The sequence below is a fragment of the Yoonia sp. R78084 genome (genome assembly GCF_044595625.1).
Taxonomy (GTDB): domain Bacteria; phylum Pseudomonadota; class Alphaproteobacteria; order Rhodobacterales; family Rhodobacteraceae; genus Yoonia.
Map to the genome: position 1 here is coordinate 565,096 of NZ_CP138993.1, position 21,975 is coordinate 587,070.

21 protein-coding genes are annotated in these 21,975 nt (G+C 58.3%); 14 read left to right on the top strand and 7 right to left on the bottom strand.

Features of this window, described 5'->3' with window-relative positions:
* Nucleotides 1-30: 30 nt before the first annotated feature.
* Entirely contained in the window at nt 31-1,242 is a 1,212-nt protein-coding gene (locus SJY29_RS03010) for a multidrug effflux MFS transporter (protein WP_400086649.1), read from the bottom strand.
* A 187-nt stretch (nt 1,243-1,429) separates the two neighbouring features.
* Between SJY29_RS03010 and SJY29_RS03015 the strand changes: the two genes are divergently transcribed.
* The 6 genes from SJY29_RS03015 to SJY29_RS03040 all read left to right on the top strand — a co-directional run bounded on the left by SJY29_RS03015 (nt 1,430) and on the right by SJY29_RS03040 (nt 6,885).
* A complete protein-coding gene (locus tag SJY29_RS03015) occupies nt 1,430-2,962 on the top strand; it encodes an acyl-CoA carboxylase subunit beta (RefSeq protein ID WP_400088819.1) in 1,533 nt (510 codons plus the stop codon).
* Nucleotides 2,963-3,292: 330 nt separating this feature from the next.
* Nucleotides 3,293-3,433, top strand: coding sequence for a hypothetical protein (locus tag SJY29_RS03020; protein WP_400086652.1), 141 nt, complete (start codon nt 3,293-3,295; stop codon nt 3,431-3,433).
* Between the two features lie 86 nt (nt 3,434-3,519).
* The gene (locus SJY29_RS03025) at nt 3,520-3,870 is read left to right on the top strand and encodes a hypothetical protein (RefSeq protein ID WP_400088820.1); all 351 of its coding nucleotides are present in this window, start codon (nt 3,520-3,522) and stop codon (nt 3,868-3,870) included.
* 340 nt (nt 3,871-4,210) lie between these two features.
* Nucleotides 4,211-4,417 carry a hypothetical protein gene (locus SJY29_RS03030; RefSeq protein ID WP_110279994.1) on the top strand — a complete coding sequence of 69 codons (207 nt, stop codon included), beginning with the start codon at nt 4,211-4,213 and terminating at the stop codon, nt 4,415-4,417.
* Nucleotides 4,418-4,514: 97 nt separating this feature from the next.
* Entirely contained in the window at nt 4,515-6,512 is a 1,998-nt protein-coding gene (locus SJY29_RS03035; protein WP_400086655.1) for an acetyl-CoA carboxylase biotin carboxylase subunit, read from the top strand.
* Nucleotide 6,513: 1 nt separating this feature from the next.
* Entirely contained in the window at nt 6,514-6,885 is a 372-nt protein-coding gene (locus SJY29_RS03040) for a hypothetical protein (RefSeq protein WP_400086658.1), read from the top strand.
* 6 nt (nt 6,886-6,891) lie between these two features.
* Here SJY29_RS03040 and SJY29_RS03045 read toward each other — a convergent pair whose 3' ends face one another.
* Nucleotides 6,892-7,353 carry a DUF4174 domain-containing protein gene (locus SJY29_RS03045; protein WP_400086661.1) on the bottom strand — a complete coding sequence of 154 codons (462 nt, stop codon included), beginning with the start codon at nt 7,351-7,353 and terminating at the stop codon, nt 6,892-6,894.
* Between the two features lie 101 nt (nt 7,354-7,454).
* Here SJY29_RS03045 and scpA point away from each other — a divergent pair, with 101 nt between their 5' ends.
* From scpA to SJY29_RS03075, 6 genes are read left to right on the top strand one after another with little or no spacing between them, the layout of a single operon-like run.
* Complete coding sequence (gene scpA / locus SJY29_RS03050; RefSeq protein WP_400086663.1) at nt 7,455-9,581, top strand: methylmalonyl-CoA mutase; 2,127 nt, start codon at nt 7,455-7,457, stop codon at nt 9,579-9,581.
* Nucleotides 9,582-9,590: 9 nt separating this feature from the next.
* Entirely contained in the window at nt 9,591-10,202 is a 612-nt protein-coding gene (locus SJY29_RS03055; RefSeq protein ID WP_400088822.1) for a VOC family protein, read from the top strand.
* On the top strand, nt 10,199-10,666 hold the full coding sequence (locus SJY29_RS03060) for a GNAT family N-acetyltransferase (RefSeq protein WP_400086666.1): 468 nt from the start codon (nt 10,199-10,201) through the stop codon (nt 10,664-10,666). Before SJY29_RS03055 ends, SJY29_RS03060 begins: the two co-directional genes overlap by 4 nt.
* Nucleotides 10,667-10,681: 15 nt before the next feature.
* On the top strand, nt 10,682-11,362 hold the full coding sequence (locus SJY29_RS03065; protein ID WP_400086669.1) for a TerB family tellurite resistance protein: 681 nt from the start codon (nt 10,682-10,684) through the stop codon (nt 11,360-11,362).
* The gene (locus SJY29_RS03070; RefSeq protein WP_400086672.1) at nt 11,359-12,357 is read left to right on the top strand and encodes an endonuclease/exonuclease/phosphatase family protein; all 999 of its coding nucleotides are present in this window, start codon (nt 11,359-11,361) and stop codon (nt 12,355-12,357) included. The genes SJY29_RS03065 and SJY29_RS03070 overlap by 4 nt, the downstream gene beginning before the upstream one ends.
* Nucleotides 12,358-12,393: 36 nt before the next feature.
* On the top strand, nt 12,394-12,771 hold the full coding sequence (locus tag SJY29_RS03075; protein WP_400086675.1) for an AAA+ family ATPase: 378 nt from the start codon (nt 12,394-12,396) through the stop codon (nt 12,769-12,771).
* Nucleotides 12,772-12,778: 7 nt separating this feature from the next.
* Here the strand turns inward: SJY29_RS03075 and SJY29_RS03080 are convergent, their stop codons facing one another.
* From SJY29_RS03080 to SJY29_RS03100, 5 genes are all read right to left on the bottom strand, one after another.
* Entirely contained in the window at nt 12,779-13,876 is a 1,098-nt protein-coding gene (locus SJY29_RS03080; RefSeq protein ID WP_400086678.1) for a PP2C family protein-serine/threonine phosphatase, read from the bottom strand.
* 315 nt (nt 13,877-14,191) lie between these two features.
* Complete coding sequence (locus SJY29_RS03085; RefSeq protein ID WP_400086681.1) at nt 14,192-15,739, bottom strand: Ppx/GppA family phosphatase; 1,548 nt, start codon at nt 15,737-15,739, stop codon at nt 14,192-14,194.
* 39 nt (nt 15,740-15,778) lie between these two features.
* A complete protein-coding gene (locus tag SJY29_RS03090) occupies nt 15,779-17,947 on the bottom strand; it encodes an RNA degradosome polyphosphate kinase (protein ID WP_110280005.1) in 2,169 nt (722 codons plus the stop codon).
* A gap of 55 nt (nt 17,948-18,002) precedes the next feature.
* Nucleotides 18,003-18,659, bottom strand: a complete 657-nt coding sequence (locus tag SJY29_RS03095; RefSeq protein WP_400086684.1) for a chromosomal replication initiator DnaA — start codon at nt 18,657-18,659, stop codon at nt 18,003-18,005.
* Complete coding sequence (locus SJY29_RS03100; protein ID WP_400086687.1) at nt 18,660-19,763, bottom strand: AI-2E family transporter; 1,104 nt, start codon at nt 19,761-19,763, stop codon at nt 18,660-18,662.
* A gap of 224 nt (nt 19,764-19,987) precedes the next feature.
* Between SJY29_RS03100 and proS the strand changes: the two genes are divergently transcribed.
* Entirely contained in the window at nt 19,988-21,328 is a 1,341-nt protein-coding gene (gene proS / locus SJY29_RS03105; protein ID WP_400086690.1) for a proline--tRNA ligase, read from the top strand.
* A complete protein-coding gene (locus tag SJY29_RS03110; protein WP_400086692.1) occupies nt 21,325-21,897 on the top strand; it encodes a peroxiredoxin in 573 nt (190 codons plus the stop codon). Before proS ends, SJY29_RS03110 begins: the two co-directional genes overlap by 4 nt.
* Nucleotides 21,898-21,975: the final 78 nt, after the last annotated feature.

The following is a 21,975-nucleotide window of genomic DNA, read 5'->3' on the forward strand; positions in this document are numbered from 1 at the left end:
TAACTCACATTAGCCGCTGCAAAGGGTGCGTCAAGCGATGCGGCGTTCCCGCCAGACGACAAATAGCACCGACAGCATGGCCAAAACCGACACGCCAAGCATCAGCAATTGCAACGGCAGCGTGCCGCTTTCCACGGTGAGGATGCCGCCCGCGAATTGCGACAGTGCAGCGCCGCCGCCAATCATGATGGCTCCGCCAAGCCCGCTTGCTGTTCCTGCCAGATGCGGGCGCACCGAGATGGAGCCTGCCATGACGTTGGGCAGCGTCATGCCGTTGCCCAAGCCAAGGAAGACGCAAAAGCCGAAGAAGTTAAGCGGATGGATCACGCCCGCCAACGTCAGCAGGGCTGACGTTCCAAGGCCTGCAATCGTGATGGCCGTACCGATTAAGGCCATGCGGTTGATGCCAAACTGCACTGAATATCGCCCCGACAGGAAATTGCCGAAGGCGTAGCCAAGGGCAGGTGCGCCAATCGCGATCCCGCTCCACACCGGTGAGAGACCGAAAATCTCGGATGCGACGAAGGACGCGCCGCCCAGCAGGGCAAAGAATGCGCCCGAGCCGAAGGCCGCGCAAAGGACGTAGCCCCAAAACCGCGGCGAGCGCAGGAGTTCGGGATAGGAGGCGAGCTGGTCACTGAAACTGGTGCCTTTGCCTGCAACGGTTTCACCCAGATCGAAGTAGCACAGCGCGAATGTTGCCATGCCTGCGAGAGCAAGAAAGACGAATGTGGCATGCCAATCGAAGGCCTGTTCCAGCGCGCCACCCAGCATCGGGCCCAGCATCGGCACCAGCGCCATGCCCATCGTGACATAGCCGATCATCGATGCGGCTTGGTCCTGCGGGACGATATCGCGCACAATCGCACGTCCCAGCGCCATGCAGGTCGCAACTGCGGCCTGAATGATGCGGAAGAACAGGAATGTCTCGACTGTGGTGGCCATCAGCGCCCCGATGGTGGCGAGCACGAAAATAAATAGCGACCCCAACACCATCACCCGCCGTCCGAAGCGGTCAGAGATTGGGCCGACAAAAATCTGCAAGATGGCCGTCGCTGCCAGATAGCCGGAGAGGGCAATCTGCATAATGGCATAATCGGTGTTAAAATAGGTCGTCATCGTTGCCAGCGACGGCAGGAAGATGGACATATTCAGCGCGGACATGCCGGTAATCAGCACAAGCGTGATGATATGCGGTGGTGTGGTGCGATCCAGAAAGCGGATCATCGGTAAGGAAGCCATACACTTGATCTATGCCTCTGATCGGGGCTTGTCCATCGCTGTGCGAAAAAGCGATCAGAATTTCTCTTATTTGCAGATTTGCAAAAAATTCATTTAGCTAACTGCATTATTTGCAAATATGCCCGAAGTCGCTTCTCGCGCGCAGGGGGGCAGGCTATACAGACCCAACAATTGGCGGAGGTGTGATCTGATGGATGTCTTGCAGGAACTGGAAACGCGGCGTGAAGCGGCCCGGATGGGTGGCGGCGCAAAACGGATTGCCGCGCAGCACAGCAAGGGCAAGCTGACCGCACGCGAGCGGATCGAGCTGCTTCTGGATGCGGATTCATTCGAAGAGTTTGATATGTTCGTGGCTCACCGCTGCACCGATTTCGGCATGGAAAAAGAGCGCCCTGCCGGTGATGGTGTGGTCACAGGCTGGGGTACGATCAACGGGCGGTTGGTCTATGTTTTCAGCCAGGACTTCACTGTCATGGGCGGGTCTGTGTCCGAAACGCACGGCCAGAAAATCTGCAAGATCATGGATATGGCGATCCAGAATGGCGCGCCGATTATCGGGATCAACGACAGTGGCGGCGCGCGTATTCAAGAGGGTGTCGCCAGCCTTGCCGCTTACGGCGAAGTCTTTCAGCGCAATATCACGGCCTCGGGCGTTGTCCCGCAGATCAGCCTGATCATGGGGCCGACGGCGGGAGGCGCGGTTTATTCGCCTGCGATGACCGACTTTATCTTTATGGTCAAAGACAGTTCCTACATGTTCGTCACAGGTCCTGATGTGGTCAAGACCGTGACCAATGAACAGGTCACCGCCGAGGAACTGGGCGGGGCCGGGACCCACACCAAGAAATCATCCGTGGCCGATGCGGCCTTTGAAAACGATGTCGAGGCGATTGCCGAGGTGCGCCGTCTGATTGATTTCCTGCCTTTGCATAACCGCGACAAGCCGCCCGTGCGGCCTTTCTTTGACGATGTGAACCGGATCGAGGAAAGCCTTGATACGCTGGTGCCTGATAACCCCAACATGCCCTACGACATGAAAGAACTGATCACCAAGCTGGCGGATGAGGGCGACTTTTACGAAATTCAGGAAGAGTTCGCCAAGAATATCCTGACCGGATTTATCCGCCTTGAGGGATCAACCGTTGGTGTGGTTGCCAACCAGCCGATGGTGCTTGCGGGCTGTCTTGATATTGATGCCTCACGCAAGGCCGCACGGTTTGTCCGTTTTTGCGATGCCTTCGATATTCCGATCCTGACCCTTGTCGACGTGCCCGGGTTTTTGCCCGGGACCAGTCAGGAATATGCTGGTGTGATCAAACACGGTGCCAAGCTCTTGTTTGCCTATGGCGAGGCGACGGTGCCCAAGGTAACGGTGATCACGCGCAAAGCCTATGGCGGGGCCTATGTGGTGATGTCGTCCAAACACCTGCGCGGTGATTTCAACTACGCATGGCCCACATCCGAGATTGCGGTGATGGGTGCCAAAGGTGCGACCGAGATCATTCACCGTGCCGATCTGAACGATCCCGACAAACTCGCCAAGCACACGCGGGATTACGAAGACCGCTTTGCCAACCCGTTTGTGGCTGCCGAAAAAGGTGTCATCGACGAGGTGATCATGCCGCAGTCGACGCGAAAGCGGATCTGCCGTGCCTTCGCCTCACTCCGCACCAAGAAAGTCCAGACGCCTTGGAAGAAGCACGACAATATTCCGCTTTGACTTACCGGTGTGATCATAAATTCGCGCAGAACCTGTCGCCGTTTTCTGTTGATGGCGAAGAACTGCCGATGACTGCTGTGACGTATGCTGCGTCCGGATACCATATTTGGAGCCATTTTTGATGTCCGCCCAAAATCTAGACAGGTCAGCGGGGCGCTGCCGAAATTCTGAGACTTTGCCGCAACAATGGTTGCAGTTTGGCTTGGAGGTCTTTGAGAAAAAAGAATTTTTGCCTATTGTGGTGGTGCGCGAGACCCAGTTCGCGTGTCCGCAGGGCCAAGGTGACGCAGATCGCCAAACGCCTTGCACGCATAGAGGCAGGCAAAAACAATGGTACAAGGACTTCTGGCTTTCACGGTGGCAGCGCTTATGGCGTTGGTTGCCGTTTCAGGCAGCCATGACCGCGCACCGCAGCAGATCACTTCTGATGTGGCCGCTCAGCAGCACGTCAATTACGACGGGCTCTTCTAACGAAAATCGCTTTCTTGGATGGGCCTACGGGCCCATCCGAACCACCTCTCTGATAATGGGAGGCGCCAATGGCTAACCTTCCATACATGGATAAACACCGCGGGTTCCCGGGGCGTTTGCCCGGGACAGACTTTCAGTTCACCCTGCGGCGCGCCAACAAGGACGGGGCGACCGCGCTAAGCGAACGCATCCGCTATCCGGACCGCCGTCCGGCAGACCGCCGCGCTGATGCCGGTTTCATGCAGGCGCTTTGGGAGAATTTCGGCGAAGAACCATTTGTGCGCGGTAATCTGGACGCAGGCCGCCTGAGCTGGCTTTTCGGGCGTGAAGTGATCCCTGCCGAGGACCCGTTTGATCCCGCCAGCTATGAGGCGATGTTGCAGATCGACGTCAAAGTTGCGCGCCAAAACTTCCCCGAAGTTTTCGGGGATGAATGATGATTTTTGCCAACGTGAACAGAATGTTAACGAAACAATCTAGGCGGGAAATCGCTCAATTTCCCGCCGTGTTTCAACAAGACTATCCAGGGTCCGGATATTGCGGCACGTTGGTAGATGTAGCAGGTCAAGCCAATGCGGGTTCTGCTGCAAATTCTCTATACCGTTACCCTTCCCCTCATCGGCCTGCTTACTCACCAAGCAGGTCGATAACGGAAATCCGCTTGTCCGCACGAAAAAATAGGCGTGATATTGGATATCACGGGGAAATCGCTATTCATCGTGGCGCAGATTGCACCAATTGTGGGGCGGTCGACATAACAACGATAGGCTTAAGATTATGCAAAAGACATCAATCATCCTTGCGACAGTGGCAGTATTTGGTTTGGCGGGTTGCCTCGATAACGACGTTGAGCGCGGTGTCGCTGGCGCGGCAGGTGGTCTTGTGGCTGCCGAAGTGCTTGGCACAGACCGCACAGGAACAATGCTCGCTGGTGCCGCCGTTGGCGTGCTGTGCGACGACGCCGGCGTCCGCGCCTGCCGCTAAGGTAAATCACCGCGCCTGTCTGGGGCGTGCAATAAAAAGAAACCGTCGTCGGGGTGTGCCCCTGGTGGCGGTTTTTTCGTTTTTGGGGACGTAAAAAATGTTCAAGAAAATTCTCATCGCCAACCGTGGTGAAATCGCCTGCCGCGTGATCAAGACCGCCCGCAAGATGGGCATCAAAACCGTCGCGATCTATTCTGATGCGGACCGCAACGCGCTGCACGTGAAAATGGCGGATGAGGCGGTACACATTGGCCCGCCCCCTGCGAACCAGTCCTATATCGTCATCGACAAGGTGATGGATGCGATCAAGCAGACCGGCGCCGAAGCCGTGCACCCCGGTTACGGCTTTCTGTCCGAGAACTCCAAATTCGCCGAGGCGCTTGAGGCCGCGGGCGTTGCCTTTATCGGCCCACCCAAAGGTGCGATCGAGGCCATGGGCGACAAGATTACCTCAAAGAAGCTGGCACAAGAGGCAAATGTTTCGACGGTGCCGGGTTATATGGGTTTGATTGCGGATGCCGAAGAGGCCGTGAAAATCTCGAATGAGATCGGCTATCCGGTGATGATCAAAGCCTCTGCCGGTGGCGGCGGTAAAGGCATGCGCATCGCGTGGAACGACACCGAGGCGCGCGAAGGGTTTCAATCTTCCAAGAACGAAGCGGCCAACAGCTTTGGCGACGACCGTATCTTTATCGAGAAATTCGTCACCCAACCCCGCCACATCGAAATTCAGGTGCTATGCGACAGCCACGGCAACGCGGTCTACCTGCACGAACGCGAATGTTCGATCCAGCGCCGCAACCAGAAAGTCATCGAAGAGGCGCCGAGCCCCTTCCTTGATGAAGCCACCCGCAAGGCGATGGGCGAACAATCCGTCGCTCTGGCCCAGGCCGTGGGCTACACCAGCGCGGGCACGGTTGAATTTATCGTCGATGGCGACCGCAATTTCTACTTCCTCGAAATGAACACCCGTTTGCAGGTGGAACACCCCGTGACCGAGCTGATTACGGGCATCGACCTTGTCGAACAGATGATCCGCGTGGCGGCAGGTGAGAAGCTGCCGTTCCAGCAGTCGGACCTGAAGATCAACGGCTGGGCGATGGAAAGCCGCCTTTATGCCGAAGACCCCTATCGCGGGTTCCTGCCATCCATCGGTCGTCTGACGCGCTATCGCCCCCCCGCGGAGGAAGCGACGCCAACGCGCGCCGTGCGCAACGACACCGGTGTGTTCGAGGGCGGCGAGATCAGCATGTACTACGATCCGATGATCGCTAAGCTGTGCACATGGGCCCCGGATCGCGCCAGTGCGATTGAGGAGATGCGGCTGGCGCTGGACGGGTTCGAGCTTGAAGGGATCGGGCACAACCTGCCGTTTTTGGCGGCGGTTTACGACCACCCCAAATTCATCAGCGGTAAGATGACCACCGCATTTATCGAGGAAGAATACCCCGATGGGTTCGATGGTGTGACCCTTGGCAAGACCGATTGCGAACGCGTCGCGGCTGCTGCGGCGGCCATGCACCGCGTGGCCGAAATCCGGCGCACGCGCATTTCGGGGCGGATGGATAACCACGAACGGCACGTTGGCGAAGACTGGGTTGTGAGCCTGCAGGGCGATTCCCACAATGTCGTGATCAGCGCCGACAAAACCGGTGCGGATGTTGCGATCGGTGGCAGGTCACTGCGGGTCGAAAGCGATTGGACACCGGGTGATCCGCTGGCGCGTCTGATGGTAGATGGTGCGCCACTGGTTCTGAAGATTGGCAAAATCTCAGGTGGTTTCCGTGTGCGTTACCGTGGTGCAGACGTCAAAGTACATGTGCGCACCCCGCGTCAGGCCGAACTGGCAGCACTGATGCCTGAAAAGGTGGCCCCCGATACGTCGAAATACCTGCTGTGTCCGATGCCCGGTCTGATTGTGAAAATCGATGTGGCCGAAGGCGATGAAGTGCAGGAAGGCCAGGCCCTTTGCACAGTCGAGGCGATGAAGATGGAAAACATCCTGCGCGCCGAAAAGAAGGGCACGGTCAAAGCGATCAAGGCCGCCGCTGGCGATAGCCTTGCAGTCGACGAAGTGATCATGGAGTTCGAATAGGGTGAAAGACTGGCTGGCATATCTGGCAGCCTTCGGGATCGCCCTTGCCTCTGCAACAGTTGGCCATTTCGTCGGATTCTGGATGGTGATGTCCAGTAACGCATCTGGGCTAGCCAGTCTGTTTGCAGCTGCTATGCTCATACCGTTGGCACTGGCACTTGCCGTTTTTATCGTGAGCTATGCGGCGTTTTCGGATCGGTGGCTTGGTTGGGCAAACGGTTTGATTGCGGCAACTTTTGTCGTCCTCACGGCGCTTGTTTGCTTTATGTTGATCGCGAACGATGTACTGGAGGAGTCTCCAGCGGCCATCCTGTTGGTCGTGATACTGTTTTTCGGAGGGCGCTACCTACTCAAGCGCGCATCCTTTGACTGAGCGGGGCTACGGCTGGACCGTGCGCCGGTCAGTAATCTCTTGCTGGCGCAGGGGCATCTTGTCGATCGAACGGGACAATTCGCGCACGTCATACGGCTCGGGCTTGCGCAGGGCGACACGCCCGTCTTTGCCGACCAGCGCCATCATGTATCCACGCGGCCGCAGTGTTGTCCGCACATCAGACATCGCATCAGTATCAGTATCGGTAATGATGATCACATCGCGTTCAACCAGTTGGTCGATATCGGCCATCAGCAAATCAATCTGCTGGCGAAAGCGCGGATCGTTGGGCGTGTCCGCAAAGACAACCAAAGGCCGCAGAACCCATTGCAGCGCATCCAGATCGATTTCGCTGCCGTCAAAGACGGTCGTGGGCATTTCTTCCCAGCGTTCCAGAACAGTTTTTTCCTGTGCCACTGCGGGTGAGACCAGCAGTGCAGCGAGGGCGATGTTGATCAGTAACTTCATAAACTTGGATATAGAGGCGCTTGCGCCAAAAGCTAAGGGGCAACTGCATTTTGCATCAAACAAATGCGTGTCCGCCACCAGAAATACCGCCGGAGGTCACAATGTCTGACAAGAAAACTTGGGAAGAAATTGCCCGCAAAGAGCTACGTGGCAAGCCTTTGGAGGCCCTGACGTGGGACACGCTGGAGGGCATCCCCGTCCAGCCGCTCTATACCGCAGAGGATGTGGACGGATTGCCGCATATGGGTGGTATCCCGGGACAGGCCCCGTTTACGCGCGGGGTCAAGGCCACGATGTACGCAGGCCGCCCCTGGACGATCCGGCAATATGCAGGGTTTTCCACGGCAGAGGAATCCAACGCCTTCTATCGCAAGGCGCTGGCGGCAGGCCAACAGGGGGTGTCGGTGGCCTTTGATCTGGCGACGCACCGCGGTTATGACAGCGACCACCCGCGCGTTGAGGGCGATGTGGGCAAGGCCGGTGTGGCGATTGACAGCGTCGAGGATATGAAAATCCTCTTTGATGGCATCCCGCTGGACAAGGTCAGCGTGTCGATGACGATGAACGGAGCGGTTATTCCGATCCTCGCCAATTTCATCGTCGCAGGCGAAGAGCAGGGGCATCCGCGCAACGTGCTGTCGGGCACTATTCAGAATGACATTCTGAAGGAATTCATGGTGCGGAATACCTATGTTTATCCGCCCGAACCTTCGATGCGGATCATTGCGGATATCATTGAATATACCACCGCCGAGATGCCGAAATTCAACTCGATCTCGATCTCGGGCTACCACATGCAAGAGGCGGGCGCGAATTTGGTGCAAGAGCTGGCCTATACGCTTGCCGACGGGCGCGAATATGTGCGCACTGCCATCGCGCGCGGCATGGATGTGGATAAATTCGCCGGGCGCCTCAGCTTTTTCTTTGCCATCGGCATGAATTTCTTCATGGAGGCCGCCAAACTGCGCGCCGCACGTCTGCTCTGGTCACGGATCATGGCCGAGTTTGAGCCCAAAGACCCCAAGTCATCCATGTTGCGCACACACTGCCAGACCTCTGGCGTGTCGTTGCAGGAACAGGACCCCTATAACAACGTCATCCGCACCGCCTATGAGGCGATGAGCGCGGTGTTGGGCGGCACCCAGTCGCTGCATACCAACGCGCTGGACGAGGCGATTGCACTGCCGACCGAGTTCAGCGCTCGCATTGCGCGGAACACGCAGTTGATCTTGCAGGAAGAGACCGGCGTGACCAATGTGGTCGATCCACTGGCGGGGTCTTACTACGTCGAAAAGCTGACGCATGATCTGGCCGAAGAGGCATGGAAACTGATCCAAGAGGTTGAGGAAATGGGCGGGATGACCAAGGCTGTGGCCTCTGGCATGCCGAAACTGCGGATCGAGGAAACTGCAGCGCGGCGTCAGGCTGGCATTGACCGCGGGACCGAAGTGGTCGTGGGCGTCAACAAGTACCGCAAGGACAACGAAGACCCGATCGATATTCTGGATATCGACAATGAGGCGGTGCGCCTGTCGCAGATCGCACGGATCGAGGCCACGAAAGCCGCCCGTGATGAAGCCGCCTGCGCGGCCGCCCTTACCGAAATCACCCGCCGCGCCCATGAAGGCGGCAATTTGCTCGAAGCCGCGGTCGATGCATCACGCGCCCGCGCCACAGTCGGAGAGATCAGCATGGCCATGGAAAAAGCATTCGGACGGCACCGTGCCGAGGTGAAGACATTGGCGGGCGTTTACGGCGCAGCCTATGAGGGCGACGCAGGCTTTGCCGCTATTCAGGAAAGCGTTGAAAAATTCGCAGAAGAAGAGGGGCGCCGCCCGCGTATGCTGGTCGTCAAGATGGGGCAGGACGGGCATGACCGCGGGGCCAAGGTGATCGCCACCGCCTTTGCCGATATCGGTTTTGATGTGGATGTCGGTCCCCTGTTCCAGACCCCGGCCGAAGCCGCACAGGATGCGATCGACAATGACGTGCATGTGATCGGGATTTCTTCGCAGGCGGCGGGGCATAAGACCCTTGCGCCCAAACTGGTGCAGGCGCTGAAAGATGCGGGTGCGGATGATATTATTGTCATCTGCGGCGGCGTGATCCCGCAGCAGGACTATCAGTTCCTGTATGATAGCGGCGTGAAAGCGATCTTTGGACCAGGCACAAATATTCCTAAAGCGGCTGCGGATATTCTGAACCTGATCCGCAGTGCGCGCGCATAGGAGCGGATGATGATCAGACTGGACCATCTTGCCGTTGCCTGTACCGACCTTGCCGAAGGTACGGCGTGGGTCGAGGAACAGCTGGGTGTGACCCTGCAACCCGGCGGGCAACATCCCCGATATGGCACTTACAATACGTTGCTCGGTTTGGCCGATGGGCTCTATTTCGAGGTGATTGCGAAAGAACCCGGCGCCGTGCCAGAGGCGGGCCATGCGTGGTTCGGGCTGGATGATTTTACCGGCCCGCCGCGCCTTGCGAACTGGATTTGCCAGACCGATGATCTGGCAGCGGCCTTGGCCAAAGCACCTACAACGGCGGGCAGCGCGCGCGCTTTGACGCGGGGCGACTTGCAGTGGCAAATTACTGTGCCCGATGATGGCAGTCTGCCGTATCAGGGGGCCTTTCCAACGTTGATCGAATGGGGCGCCGGCATGCTGCATCCCAGCGCACGGCTGACGCCAAGCGGTGTGCGGTTGCGCAGATTGGAGGTCAGCCACCCTGATGCGTCCGACCTGATGCAAATGATGGACCTTGCCGACAGCCGCGTCGCAATGGTCACGGGGCCGTTCGGGCTGCGGGCGACCTTTGACACCCCCAGCGGGGTCAGGACACTGGCATGATCCGCGCCGCGACCCGGGCAGATGCACCACAGATCGCGGCAATCTGGAACCATGCGATCCGCGAGACGACCATTACGTTCAATCCGGTCGAAAAATCCGATGGGGAAGTGGCTGATCTTACGGCGCAGGATTGTCTGGTCTGGGAGGATGATGGCCGCGTTCTGGGCTTCGCGCGGTATTTTCCGTTTCGGGGTGGCGAAGGCTATCGTTTCACGGTCGAGCACACGATCATGTTGCATCAGGACGCGCAGGGACAGGGCGGTGGACGGCAGTTGATGGCGGCACTTTGCGCCCAAGCCGCGGCGGCAGGCAAGCACAGCATGTTCGCCGGATGCAGCGCCGAAAACGCTGGTGCAGTCGCCTTTCATGCCCGTATGGGGTTCGCAGAGGTTGCAAGATTGCCCGAAGTGGGGTTCAAGTTCGGGCGTTGGATTGATTTAGTCCTGATGCAAAAACGCCTGTAAAAAGGACCGTACTTTATGTCGATTTGGTCCCGCATGGCCGAAGCAATCGCAGCACTCGCCAAAGGTGAGGGGCTGTCGGCTGTTTTCGAGAAACTGCGTGCGTCACCGGATCGGACTGTGGCCTTTGCGATCGCCGTAATCGCGCTGGGCGCAAAGATGGCCAAGGCAGACGGGCAGGTGACCAAGGATGAGGTTGTGGCCTTCCGCGAGGTTTTCGTGATCCCGGCCGCGGAAGAGGCGAACGCTGCGCGTGTCTTCAATCTCGCACGTCAGGACGTGGCGGGCTACGATATCTATGCGCGCCGCATCAAGGCCATGTATGGCGATGATGTGCGCCCGCTGCGCGACCTGCTGGAGGGGCTGTTTCACATCGCCCTGGCCGACGGGCTGTATCACCCCAAAGAAGACGATTTCCTGCAAAATGTCGCTACGATTTTCGGATTTGACGCGCGCCGCTTCCGCAGCATCCGCGCCCAGTTTGTGGATGAAGCCGAGCGCGATCCCTACGATGTGCTGGGGGTGGACCCCACAGCGTCAAAGCACGAGATCCGCGCGGCGTGGCGCCAATTGGTGCGCGATACCCATCCTGACCAGATGATGGCGCGTGGTGTGCCGGAAGAGGCGGTGAAGCTTGCGGAACGGCGGATGGTGGCAATCAACCGCGCCTGGGAAGAGATCCAGGGGAACCACGCGTGAGGATCGCGACCTACAATGTGGAATGGTTCAACAGCCTTTTTGACCGCCATGACAGGCTAATTGATGACGGCACATGGTCGGCGCGCTGGGATGTCACCAAGGCCGAACAGACCGCCGGATTGGGCGTCGTCTTTGCCGCGATGGACGCGGATGCGGTCATGATCATTGAGGCCCCTGATTCAAGCAACCGTCGCGATGCGCGGGTGGCGCTGGAGAATTTCGCCGCACGTTTCGGTCTGCGCGCGCGTGAGGCGGTGACGGGGTTTACCAACGACACGCAGCAGGAAATCGCACTGCTTTTTGACCCTGATGTTGTCGTTGCACGCCATGACCCGCAAAGCGATGCATCCGTGCCGCGGTTTGACGGGGAATTCCGGATGGATGTCGATGTGGACGCCCATCCCGACCCGATTGTCTGGTCCAAACCGCCGCTTGAAATCGCAATGACAACTGCAAACGGGCCGCTGCGCCTGATCGGGGTGCATGCAAAGTCAAAAGCCCCGCATGGTGCGCGGAATGCGGCAGAGGCAACGCGGATTTCGATCCAGAACCGCCGCAAACAACTGGCGCAATGTGTCTGGCTGCGCAAACGCGTGGAACAGCATCTGGCAGCTGGTGACGACCTGATTGTGCTGGGGGATTTCAATGACGGTCCGGGGCTTGACGAGTATGAAAAACTCTTCGGCCGTTCAGGGGTCGAGATTGTCTTGGGCGAGAATGGCGAAACGCGGCTTTTCGATCCGCACGCGCAGATCGTGTTGGGCCGCAGGATCGGGGCAGCGCCGGTCACGGCACGGTTCAAACGCAAAGGGCAGCCGTATCTGCAGGCCCTGCTTGATTATATCATGGTGTCACCAAGTTTGGCTGCGAAATCACCAAAATGGCAGATCTGGCATCCTTTCGATCATCCCGATTGCTATGCGGATGACGCCGTTCGCGAAGCGCTCCTGATGGCGTCAGATCACTTCCCGGTCGTGCTTGATATTGATTTGTGATTTGTAATCGTACCCCGGCATTCCTATTTTCACGGTATGAAACAGATTCTCGCACTCACGGTCGTTGCGGCGCTTTTGTGTGTGCCTGCCATGGCAGAGGATGCACCCGAAGGCGACATGGGCGAAGGTCTCGACCTCATGGAAGAGGGCGCGCGGATGCTAATGCGCGGCTTGATGTCAGAGATGGAACCTGCGCTGGATGCGCTCCGGGACAACGTTGAGCAAATGGGGCCCGCCTTGGGTGAATTTGTCCAATCGGTCGGTCCGGCGTTCGGCGAACTGCTCGAACGGATTGACGATCTTCGCTATTATGAAGCGCCCGAAATCCTGCCCAATGGCGATATCATCATGCGCCGTAGCCCGGACGCCCCTGTGTGGGAGCCCGAGCCTGACACAACTGAAATAGAGCTTTAGTGCGCGCCTAGTCGTTTGATGTACGGCGGCGATACCAGCTTGTGTTGCCTTGCGGCTTGCTCGGCGAGACCGGTGCGCCGGTTCCCTCTGGTGCCTCTGTTTGCTCGAAATCCAGCGTTTGCGATGTGACCAGACGGATCACCCGTTTCTTGGGAATATCGATCGGGTCCTGCACTGCCGAGGCATTTCGTGCGGGATTGGGGTTGGTGGCGACAGTCTCCAACACCGGGGCTTTGCGTGAAGTTGCGTCGTGACGCTGGAAAAGGGCCGATCCGTCCATGTCGTCTGTGCCGGACAGGGCAACATGCTGGCTTGCGCCAAGTTTGATGACGGTGAATGCGGTATTGTCCTGATCCGGATCTGCAAGTTCGTCCAGAGCGGCCAAAAGGGCGCTTGAAATATCCATGCTGCGCTTCGCGTGCGTCTCTTTCAGGATCGCGCCAATCGTGTCATTGGACAAAAATTGCAGCCCGTCCGTTGCCGCGATGATGATATCGCCCTCCCGAACGGTTTTCGGGGTGTCGGGACAATCGATCTTGGCGATAGCGTGGCCCGCAATGGCGGAGGTCAGTGTATTGCGGTCAGGGTGGTTGCGACCCACTTCCTCCGACATCGCGCCGACCTTCACCATCATGTCAATTTGCGGCGCCATCGAGTGATCCTGGTTCAGCTGTGTCAGGACCCCGTCGCGGTACAGAAAGAGCGGCGAGTCGCCGACTGACACCCAGTAAAGTTCATCCCCGCGAATAACGGTCGCTAGAAGCGTGGCACCCATGCCGTAGGAGTCAGGCCGTTCTTTGACATATTCGGTGATCCGGTCGTTGGCAGCGGTTGCTGTCATGTGAAGAATGCTCGAGATGTCGGTAATGCGTCTGCCCAGCAGCATTTCGTTCATCTTGATCTGGCTGAACACCTCGGACATCACCAGCGCACTGGCCACATCACCGCACATATGCCCGCCCATGCCATCGGCGAGCACGGCAAATCCGGTTTCTTGTCCTTGGGGGAAGCTGGCGATCAGACTGTCTTCTTGATAGTCCCGCTCACCTTTCGTTGCCGCTGTTGCAACATCAAATCTGACTGCTTCGTGTACCACGTTTACCATCCAAAATCACTTCTCTGCCAACACGGCAGAATTTTACAAACACAGGTTAGAACCACCCGTGTTCCTAACCTCTGCCGATCATGCCACAAAATCTAGTCAAATGCGGCGAGAATCTGACTTTTGCGTGTCTAAATCGCGATTGTTAATCTTCAGTTAAAATATGTGCCGAAAAAATCGCACTTAACGGAAACAGTTTTTAGTCACTGTGATTATTGTTGATTTCGGATTGTGACAAGATCCTCTGGCAATTGTCCTTGGGTCAGACGGACGGAGGAATCAGGTGAGTTGCCAGAGCCATTTTGCGCGCTTCCGCGATTACTTGGTGAATGCGACGGTGCTGGTCGCATCCATTGCCGTTGCCAATGCTTCAAAGCGGACTTGTGCGACCTCACCAAAAAGCGGTCGGGCGTGTTCGGTCAGGCTCAACTTCAATTCGCGCTTTTGTGGCTTCCAATTCAATGTGCCGGGCTCTTCATCGGCGGTCAGCCAGAGCATGGCCCCAAGACGCATCGCCTTGCCGAGTATTTCCGCTTCTTTGATCTGACCTTCATCAAGCATCGCGAAAAGCGGCGTGAACCGCGAATTCGCGGTTTTGCTTGTGTAGCGGTTCATCAGAGCAAGCCCGAGGAACACGCGCTCATAATGCTTCAATCCGCCCAGATTGGCGCGTGTGGCGTTGTCGAACGTGACCTCGGCACGGTAATCGGGGTGCGCGCGCCAGCTGACGTCATGCAGGAGGCAGGCCGCTTTGATGATCCGTTTGCGCTGCCAGTTCGCCCGGGGAAACAAAGGCTTGATGAATTCATACAGGACCCGCCCGAAGCCCGGCAAGCGGGCGTCTTTTGCTTCGACAAAGCGGCAAGCCTCGATCAGCGGGTCGCGTTCGCGCAGCGCACGGGGCATCTGCTCATAAAGCATCCCTTCACGGATCCCGTAGGATGAGATCGCCACATCCTTGGGCTTGAAGGTGCGCATCAGTTCTTTGAGGACAATTGTCGCAAGGGGGACCAGTGTCATGCGGCTGTCCGAGATATTGCAGCGTGCCCGCAGTTCGGTCAGGTCGGACTGACGGATGTATTCGGCGGTCTTGCTGATCTGCCGCGCGCTCATCCGGTATTCGTGCAGCACCGTCAGCGGATAACCCCGCCGTTCCATATCGACCCTTGCAATGGCCCGCCATGACCCGCCAACCAGAAACAGGCGCATCCCCGTGGCGTTGCCCATCTGGTCATGCAGCTGCGCCATGGTTTCGCGCACATATGCTTTGACCGCCTTGCGCCCGCCTTTGATTTCGCGCAGTTTCAGCGGCCCCAGCGCTGAGGTCAGGCGATTGCCCACACGGCCATCCGCCAGATCCGCAAGCTCCATCGAAGATCCGCCGATATCGCAAACAAGACCATAGCTGCCGGGCCAGCCCAGCAAGACACCTTGCGCCGACAAGCGCGCCTCTTCCTGTCCGTCGATGATCCAGAGCTTGATGCCCGTTTCGCGCAAGACATCATCCTGGAATTCCTTGCCGTCGCTGGCTTCGCGCACTGCTGCGGTGGCCACGGCTGTCAGGGGCGGAATACCCATCCCTTCGGCCAGTGCGGCAAACCGGCGGATCGCCGACAGCGCCCGCACGCGCCCTTCGGGGTTCAGGTGCCCTGTCTGTGACAGGCCCGCACCCAGCGCGCACATGATTTTTTCGTTGTAGAAATAAGCAGGCGAGCGGGCCGCACCATCAAACACCACCAAACGGACCGAGTTGGAGCCCACGTCGATCACACCCACGCGGCTGAGGCGTTTGGCGGCAGCATCCTCAAACAAAGGACGTCCGAACGGCCCCCAGTCGATTGTTTCTTCGGCAGGCGCTTGTGTCATCGAAACCCTCGGTCTTCATCCCCAGGGGAAGGGTATCAATCAATCATCCGTATGCGTCAACTGCGGAACATCGGATGCCCCTGCGGAACCACGACCCGATAGAGACGGATTTTCCATGAAGAACCGGTGGCAGTTAAAGGCGAAAACCCCTTCCTCGACCGGTGCACGGGTAAAGCTGCCGTCTGCTGCCATCACCCAGCTTTGCGCGATATCGGCCATATTGGCAGCCATGATCTGGCTGACGATCTGGGCCTTTACTGTCGGGTTCTTGATCTCGACCAGCGTCTCGACCCGCCGGTTGAGGTTGCGCCCCATCCAGTCGGCGGAACTGATATAGACCTTCGCCTTTTTGGACGGCAGCGTATTGCCGTTACCAAAGCAGACAATGCGCGAATGTTCCAGAAACCGGCCGACAATGGATTTCACACGGATGTTTTCCGACAGGTCTTTGACACCCGGCCGCAGCCCGCAAATGCCGCGCACAACGAGGCTGATTTTCACGCCGGCCTGACTTGCCGCATAAAGCGCGTCAATCACGTCGGTTTCGATCAATGAGTTCATCTTGGCCCAGATCACCGCAGGTTTGCCTGCCCGCGCGTTCTCGGCCTCTTTGGCGATACTGTCCAGCAGGGTCTGCTTGAGCGTGAGCGGCGAGATCGACAGGTTCTGCAACCCCTCGGGCTGCGCATAGCCTGAGAGGTAGTTGAATACCTTGGTCGCATCGCGGCCCAGATCGGCATCACAGGTGAACAGGCTCAGGTCGGTGTAGATGCGCGCAGTAATGGGGTGGTAGTTCCCGGTGCCAAAGTGGGTATAGGTCACCAGTTTGTCGCCCTCGCGGCGGACCACTGTACTGATTTTGGCATGCGTTTTGTACTTCAGAAACCCGTAGACAACATGCGCGCCCGCGCGTTCCAGCCGTCGAGACTGGCGGATGTTGGCGGCCTCGTCAAAGCGGGCTTTCAACTCGACCAATGCGGTGACGGATTTGCCGTCTTCGGCAGCCTCGCAAAGCGCCTCGACGATGGGCGAGCGTTTGGAGGTCCGATAAAGCGTCTGTTTGATCGCCACGACATTGGGATCGCGCGCGGCCTGTGTCAGAAAACGCACCACCATGTCGAAGGTTTCATAAGGGTGATGCAGCAGCATATCCTTTTGGCGGATTGCGGCGAACATATCGCCGTCATGGTCCTGCACCCGTTCCGGCACCCGTGGCGAAAAGGGGGGCCACAACAGGTCGGGGCGGCTGTCCAGCACCAGTTCGCCAAGATCGGCAATGCCGATCAAGCCGTCGACCTCGACTACGGTGTCTTCCGTCACATGCAGTTCCGACATGATCAGTGATTTCAGCGCAGGAGGTGCGCCCGCCGAGAGTTTCAGGCGCACCACCTCACCACGCCGGCGCCGTTTCAGGGCCGTTTCAAACTCGCGCACCAGGTCTTCGGCTTCGTCCTCCAGTTCCAGATCACTGTCGCGCAGGACCTTGAAGGCGCAGCTGCCCTTCATCTTATAGCCGGGGAAGAGCCGCCCGATATGCAGCACCAGAAGCTCTTCCAGCGGCAGAAAACGGTGCCCCGTTTCGGCGGGGAGTGCCACAAAGCGGGCGATTTGCGCGGGTACCGGCAGAAGTGACCGTAACTGGCGCTTGTCGCTGGGCCGCTCAAGCTGGAGCGCCAGTGCGAAACCTTCGTTAGGCAGAAACGGGAAGGGATGTGCTGGGTCAATCGCGAGGGGCGAAAGAACCGGAAACACCTGTTCCAGAAACACGTCTTCAAGATAGTTGATGTCGTCGTTGCTCAGTGCGGCTCGGTCCAGAATATGGATATCCTGTTCAGCCATGAGCTTTTGCAACTCGGTAAAAACCGTTTGCTGGCGCGTCATCAGAGCGCGTGCATCGCGATCGATATCCACGAGTTGTTCGGCCGGGGTGAGACCGTCTAGGCCAGGGGTCACATTCCCCTCATTTGCCAATTCGCGCAGGCCGGCGACGCGCACGGTATAGAATTCATCAAGGTTGGTGGCCGAAATCGACAGAAACCGCAGCCGCTCGAGCAAAGGCACGCGCGGGTTTTCCGCCTCTTCCAGCACGCGCCAGTTAAAGCCGATCCAGCTCAGCTCGCGGTTGACAAAACGCGCGGGGCTTTCGGGGTCAATATCGAGTGTTGTGGGGGCGGGGTATGCCCCTTCTAAGAAATTTGCGTCGATCATGAAGGCCTTTTGTTCCGCATTTATTGCGGCAATATGACAAGTATTGCGGGCTTCGTTACATTTTGTCCAGCAACTCGGCGGCGAGTGCTTTGTTGATCTTGCGACCCTGCGCGAGGGCGGCCGTATCAAGACGGGCGACGATTTCGGCCGCCGCCGCATAGGACCTTTCAATGCGGGTGCTCAGATACTGGACCAGATGGGGCTGCGGGTTGATCTGCCGGTCGGTAAAAAGCTTCATGATCAGCGCCGATAACAGCGCATCATCGGGGTTGGTGATCTGCGCAACGGTGGTGGCCTGCATTCGGCTGGCCAAATCGGGCAGGGCGATTGACCAGCGGCTTGGCGGCACATGGGATGTGAGCAGCAAAGTACCGCGCGCGTTACGCAGATTGTTGTGAAGGTGGAACACCGCTTCCTCGGCCAGGGGCGGCAGCCTTTCGATGTCCTCGATGATGACTGTCCTCGCATCTGTCCGGAAATCAGCGCCAATCGTTGCGGCCTCAATCAAAACCGCGTCATTCTGGCTTTGAAAGACGCGCGCCAGATGGCTTTTGCCGCTGCCTGTCGGGCCAATCAGGGCCAGTTTGCGTTCCGGCCATGTCTCGGGCGCGGACAGCATCGCAAAGGCCTGCGCGTTCGCCTCGGAGACGAAGAAATCATCAGGCCCCAGCGCAACACCCGTTGGCCAGTCAAAAGCGAGCTGGTCTGACATTCAGTCGCCCCCGGATTTGCCGCGATAAAGGAGGCTGTCTTTGTATTGGGCCAGACCCCAGCGCGCGACCACACCGATCATGGCGGCGATGGGCACGGCCACCAGCATGCCGACGAAGCCAAAAAGGGTGCCGAAAACCGACAGCGCGAACAGCAGCCACACAGGATGCAGGCCAACAGACCCACCCACAAGTTTCGGTGTCAGGATGTTGCCCTCGAGAAACTGTCCCAGCCCGAAAATCGCTGCGACAATCCCGATCCGGAGCCAGTTGGTTGCATAGGCTATCGTGTCGCCATCGGGCACCTCGACACTGCCCCAGAACTGAAACAGTGCCAGCCCGACGGCCAGTGTGCCCCCGACCAAGGCGCCCACATAGGGAATGAAGGTGATCAGCCCCGCGATAAAGCCCACGATCAGGCCAAAATTCAGCCCTGCCAGCATCAGCGCTACGGCATAGTAGGTGCCCAGCACCAGACAGACGGTGCCTTGTCCGCGAATGAACGAGGCCAGCGTCGCGTCGATGTCACGGGCCAGTTGGCGGATGGTATCAACGTGATCGCGCGGCAGCATGCTGTCGATCTTGGCGGTCATATTGTCCCAGTCGAGCAGCATATAGACCGCCACAACCGGCACGATGATCAGCAAAACGATGATGTTGATGAGCCCGAGCGCCGAAGACAGCAGCCCGTTGATCAGCTCACCGCCACGTGACTGAATGGCCTCGCCAATTGTCAAAAGCTGCTGATAGGCCACGCTTTGGTTGTCCATCAGCTGCGGGAAACGCTCGGTCAGGCCGGTGCGCAGGCGGTCGAACAATGCAGGCGCAGTTTCGATCAGCGACGCGGTTTGTTGCACAAGTGTCGGGATGACCAGCAGGATCAGCAGAATAAAGACAAAGAGCGCGATCAGCGTGATAATAGCGACAGCAGCAATGCGGCTACATCCCAGGCGCTCAAGCCGGTCCGCGATGGGGTCAAGGCAATAGGCAATCGCCCCGCCAAGCACGAAGGGCAGGATCACATCGCCCAGAAACCACAAAGCCACCAGAAACACCGCTGTCGCGATGCCCCAGTATTTTGCTTGTTGTCCGACAGGAAGTGCCATGTATGATCCTTATTTCTCTGACCAATAGATGCGGCAAGCCGCATGGCGGTGCAAGAGCATGGATAAAATTTACCCGGCACGGGTTACGCTTGCGACTGAAACAGGTGGTATTGAGGGCAGTATAATCTTCGCCACGGTCAGCCTTCTGTTATGACACTGCTTGCGAGGGGCATCGCCGCGGATTAAACCCGCACCCAACACTTGTATCCGAAAAGGTCGAACACATGCGCATGAGCCGCTATTTCCTGCCCGTTCTCAAAGAAACGCCCCGCGAGGCGCAGATCGTCAGCCACCGCTATATGTTGCAGGCGGGGATGATCAAACAGGCCAGCGCGGGGATCTATTCATGGCTGCCGCTCGGCTTTAAGGTTCTGCGCAAGATCGAAAACATCGTGCATGAGGAACAGGCGCGCGCGGGCCATATCGCGATCCAGATGCCGACGATCCAGTCTGCGGACCTGTGGCGCGAAAGCGGGCGCTATGATGCCTACGGCGAAGAAATGCTGCGGATCAAGGACCGTGGCGGACGCGAGATGCTGTTCACGCCAACGGCCGAGGAACTGGTGACGGATATCTTCCGCGCCCATGTGACCAGCTATAAAGACCTGCCGCTGACCCTCTATCAGATCCAGTGGAAATTCCGCGACGAGGTCCGCCCGCGCTTTGGCGTCATGCGGGGCCGCGAGTTCTATATGAAAGACGGCTATAACTTTGACCTGACCAAAGAAGACGCGCTGCATGCCTACAACCGCCATTTGGTCAGCTATCTGCGCACCTATGAACGCATGGGCCTGCAAGCCATTCCAATGCGCGCGGACAGTGGCCCGATTGGCGGCGATGACACCCATGAGTTCCTTGTGCTGGCCGAGACTGGCGAGTCAGAGGTGTTCTATGACAGCGAGATTACTGAACTGAAGTTCGGCGACCGCGAGATTGATTATGACGATCACGCGGCGTGTCAGGCGGTGCTGGAGGAATTCACCTCGCGCTATGCCCGCACCGACGAAACCCACGATGAGGCGTTGTTCAACGCGGTGCCCGAAGAACGCCGCCGCACGGCGCGCGGGATCGAAGTGGGGCAGATTTTTTACTTTGGCACCAAATATTCCGAGGCGATGGGCGCTTTGGTCGATGATGGCAAGGGCGGCAAGGTACCGGTCCATATGGGCAGCCACGGCATTGGTGTATCCCGCCTGCTGGGTGCGATCATCGAGGCGAGCCATGACGACAAGGGCATCATCTGGCCTGAGGGTGTGACGCCGTTCCATTGCGGGATCGTGAACCTGAAAACCGGTGATGCCGAGGCGGATGCGGCTTGCGAGGCGCTCTATGCGTCGCTGACAGCGCTGGGCCTCGAGCCGCTTTACGACGACCGCGACGAACGGGCAGGGGCCAAGTTCGGCACGATGGACATGATCGGCCTGCCTTGGCGCATTACGGTGGGGCCACGCGGCCTCAAGAACGGTGTGGTCGAATTGACCAGCCGCCGGACTGGTGAGAGTGAGGAACTGCCCCCCGAAGAAGCTGTTGCAAAGATTGCCAAGATCTACGAGGGGATCGCGTGAGCTTGTCCGACGTCGACTGGACATTGATTCCCGCACCGGCAGACGATGGCAAAGCGGCACATCTGGAAGGGCAAACGCTCCCGGAAGTGACGCTACCCGTCACCGACGGGCCTGCGGTGACGCTCAGTGATTTGCGCGGGCTGGCGGTGATCTATGTCTATCCGATGACTGGCCGCCCTGACCGCGACTTGCCCGAAGGCTGGAATGATATCCCGGGTGCGCGCGGCTGCACGCCCCAGTCCTGCGCCTTCCGCGATCACTATGCGGAATTGCGCGATTACGGGGTGGATCACCTCTTCGGGCTTTCGACACAGGACACGGATTATCAGGCAGAGGCCGCCGCGCGCCTGCACCTGCCATTCCCGCTTTTATCCGATGCCGATCTGGTATTCGGTAAGGCGCTTGATCTGCCGGGCATGGAGGCGGATGGCAAGTATCTGCACAAGCGGCTGACGATGATTGTGCGCGACCGGGTGATTGAAAAGGTATTCTATCCGGTATTTCCGCCAGATCAGGACGCGGAAAACGTGATTGAATGGCTGCACGCGCACGCGGAAGAGCGCGCATAGCGCCGATGACGCGTTAACAGCCCTGCGAAAATCTGCTATCCAGCGTCAAAACAAAATGTGTTGAGGCAGCAGATGACA

Bases quoted from the DNA above. Each gene is read 5' to 3' on its own strand.
- SJY29_RS03060 (WP_400086666.1), top strand. From the start codon at position 10,199: ATGATCCGCGCCGCGACCCGGGCAGATGCACCACAGATCGCGGCAATC.
- proS (WP_400086690.1), top strand. From the start codon at position 19,988: ATGCGCATGAGCCGCTATTTCCTGCCCGTTCTCAAAGAAACGCCCCGC.
- SJY29_RS03020 (WP_400086652.1), top strand. From the start codon at position 3,293: ATGGTACAAGGACTTCTGGCTTTCACGGTGGCAGCGCTTATGGCGTTG.
- SJY29_RS03055 (WP_400088822.1), top strand. From the start codon at position 9,591: ATGATCAGACTGGACCATCTTGCCGTTGCCTGTACCGACCTTGCCGAA.
- SJY29_RS03090 (WP_110280005.1), bottom strand. From the start codon at position 17,947: ATGATCGACGCAAATTTCTTAGAAGGGGCATACCCCGCCCCCACAACA.
- SJY29_RS03075 (WP_400086675.1), top strand. From the start codon at position 12,394: ATGAAACAGATTCTCGCACTCACGGTCGTTGCGGCGCTTTTGTGTGTG.
- SJY29_RS03025 (WP_400088820.1), top strand. From the start codon at position 3,520: ATGGATAAACACCGCGGGTTCCCGGGGCGTTTGCCCGGGACAGACTTT.
- SJY29_RS03030 (WP_110279994.1), top strand. From the start codon at position 4,211: ATGCAAAAGACATCAATCATCCTTGCGACAGTGGCAGTATTTGGTTTG.
- SJY29_RS03085 (WP_400086681.1), bottom strand. From the start codon at position 15,739: ATGACACAAGCGCCTGCCGAAGAAACAATCGACTGGGGGCCGTTCGGA.
- SJY29_RS03100 (WP_400086687.1), bottom strand. From the start codon at position 19,763: ATGGCACTTCCTGTCGGACAACAAGCAAAATACTGGGGCATCGCGACA.
- SJY29_RS03010 (WP_400086649.1), bottom strand. From the start codon at position 1,242: ATGGCTTCCTTACCGATGATCCGCTTTCTGGATCGCACCACACCACCG.
- SJY29_RS03080 (WP_400086678.1), bottom strand. From the start codon at position 13,876: ATGGTAAACGTGGTACACGAAGCAGTCAGATTTGATGTTGCAACAGCG.
- SJY29_RS03065 (WP_400086669.1), top strand. From the start codon at position 10,682: ATGTCGATTTGGTCCCGCATGGCCGAAGCAATCGCAGCACTCGCCAAA.
- SJY29_RS03035 (WP_400086655.1), top strand. From the start codon at position 4,515: ATGTTCAAGAAAATTCTCATCGCCAACCGTGGTGAAATCGCCTGCCGC.
- SJY29_RS03045 (WP_400086661.1), bottom strand. From the start codon at position 7,353: ATGAAGTTACTGATCAACATCGCCCTCGCTGCACTGCTGGTCTCACCC.
- scpA (WP_400086663.1), top strand. From the start codon at position 7,455: ATGTCTGACAAGAAAACTTGGGAAGAAATTGCCCGCAAAGAGCTACGT.
- SJY29_RS03095 (WP_400086684.1), bottom strand. From the start codon at position 18,659: ATGTCAGACCAGCTCGCTTTTGACTGGCCAACGGGTGTTGCGCTGGGG.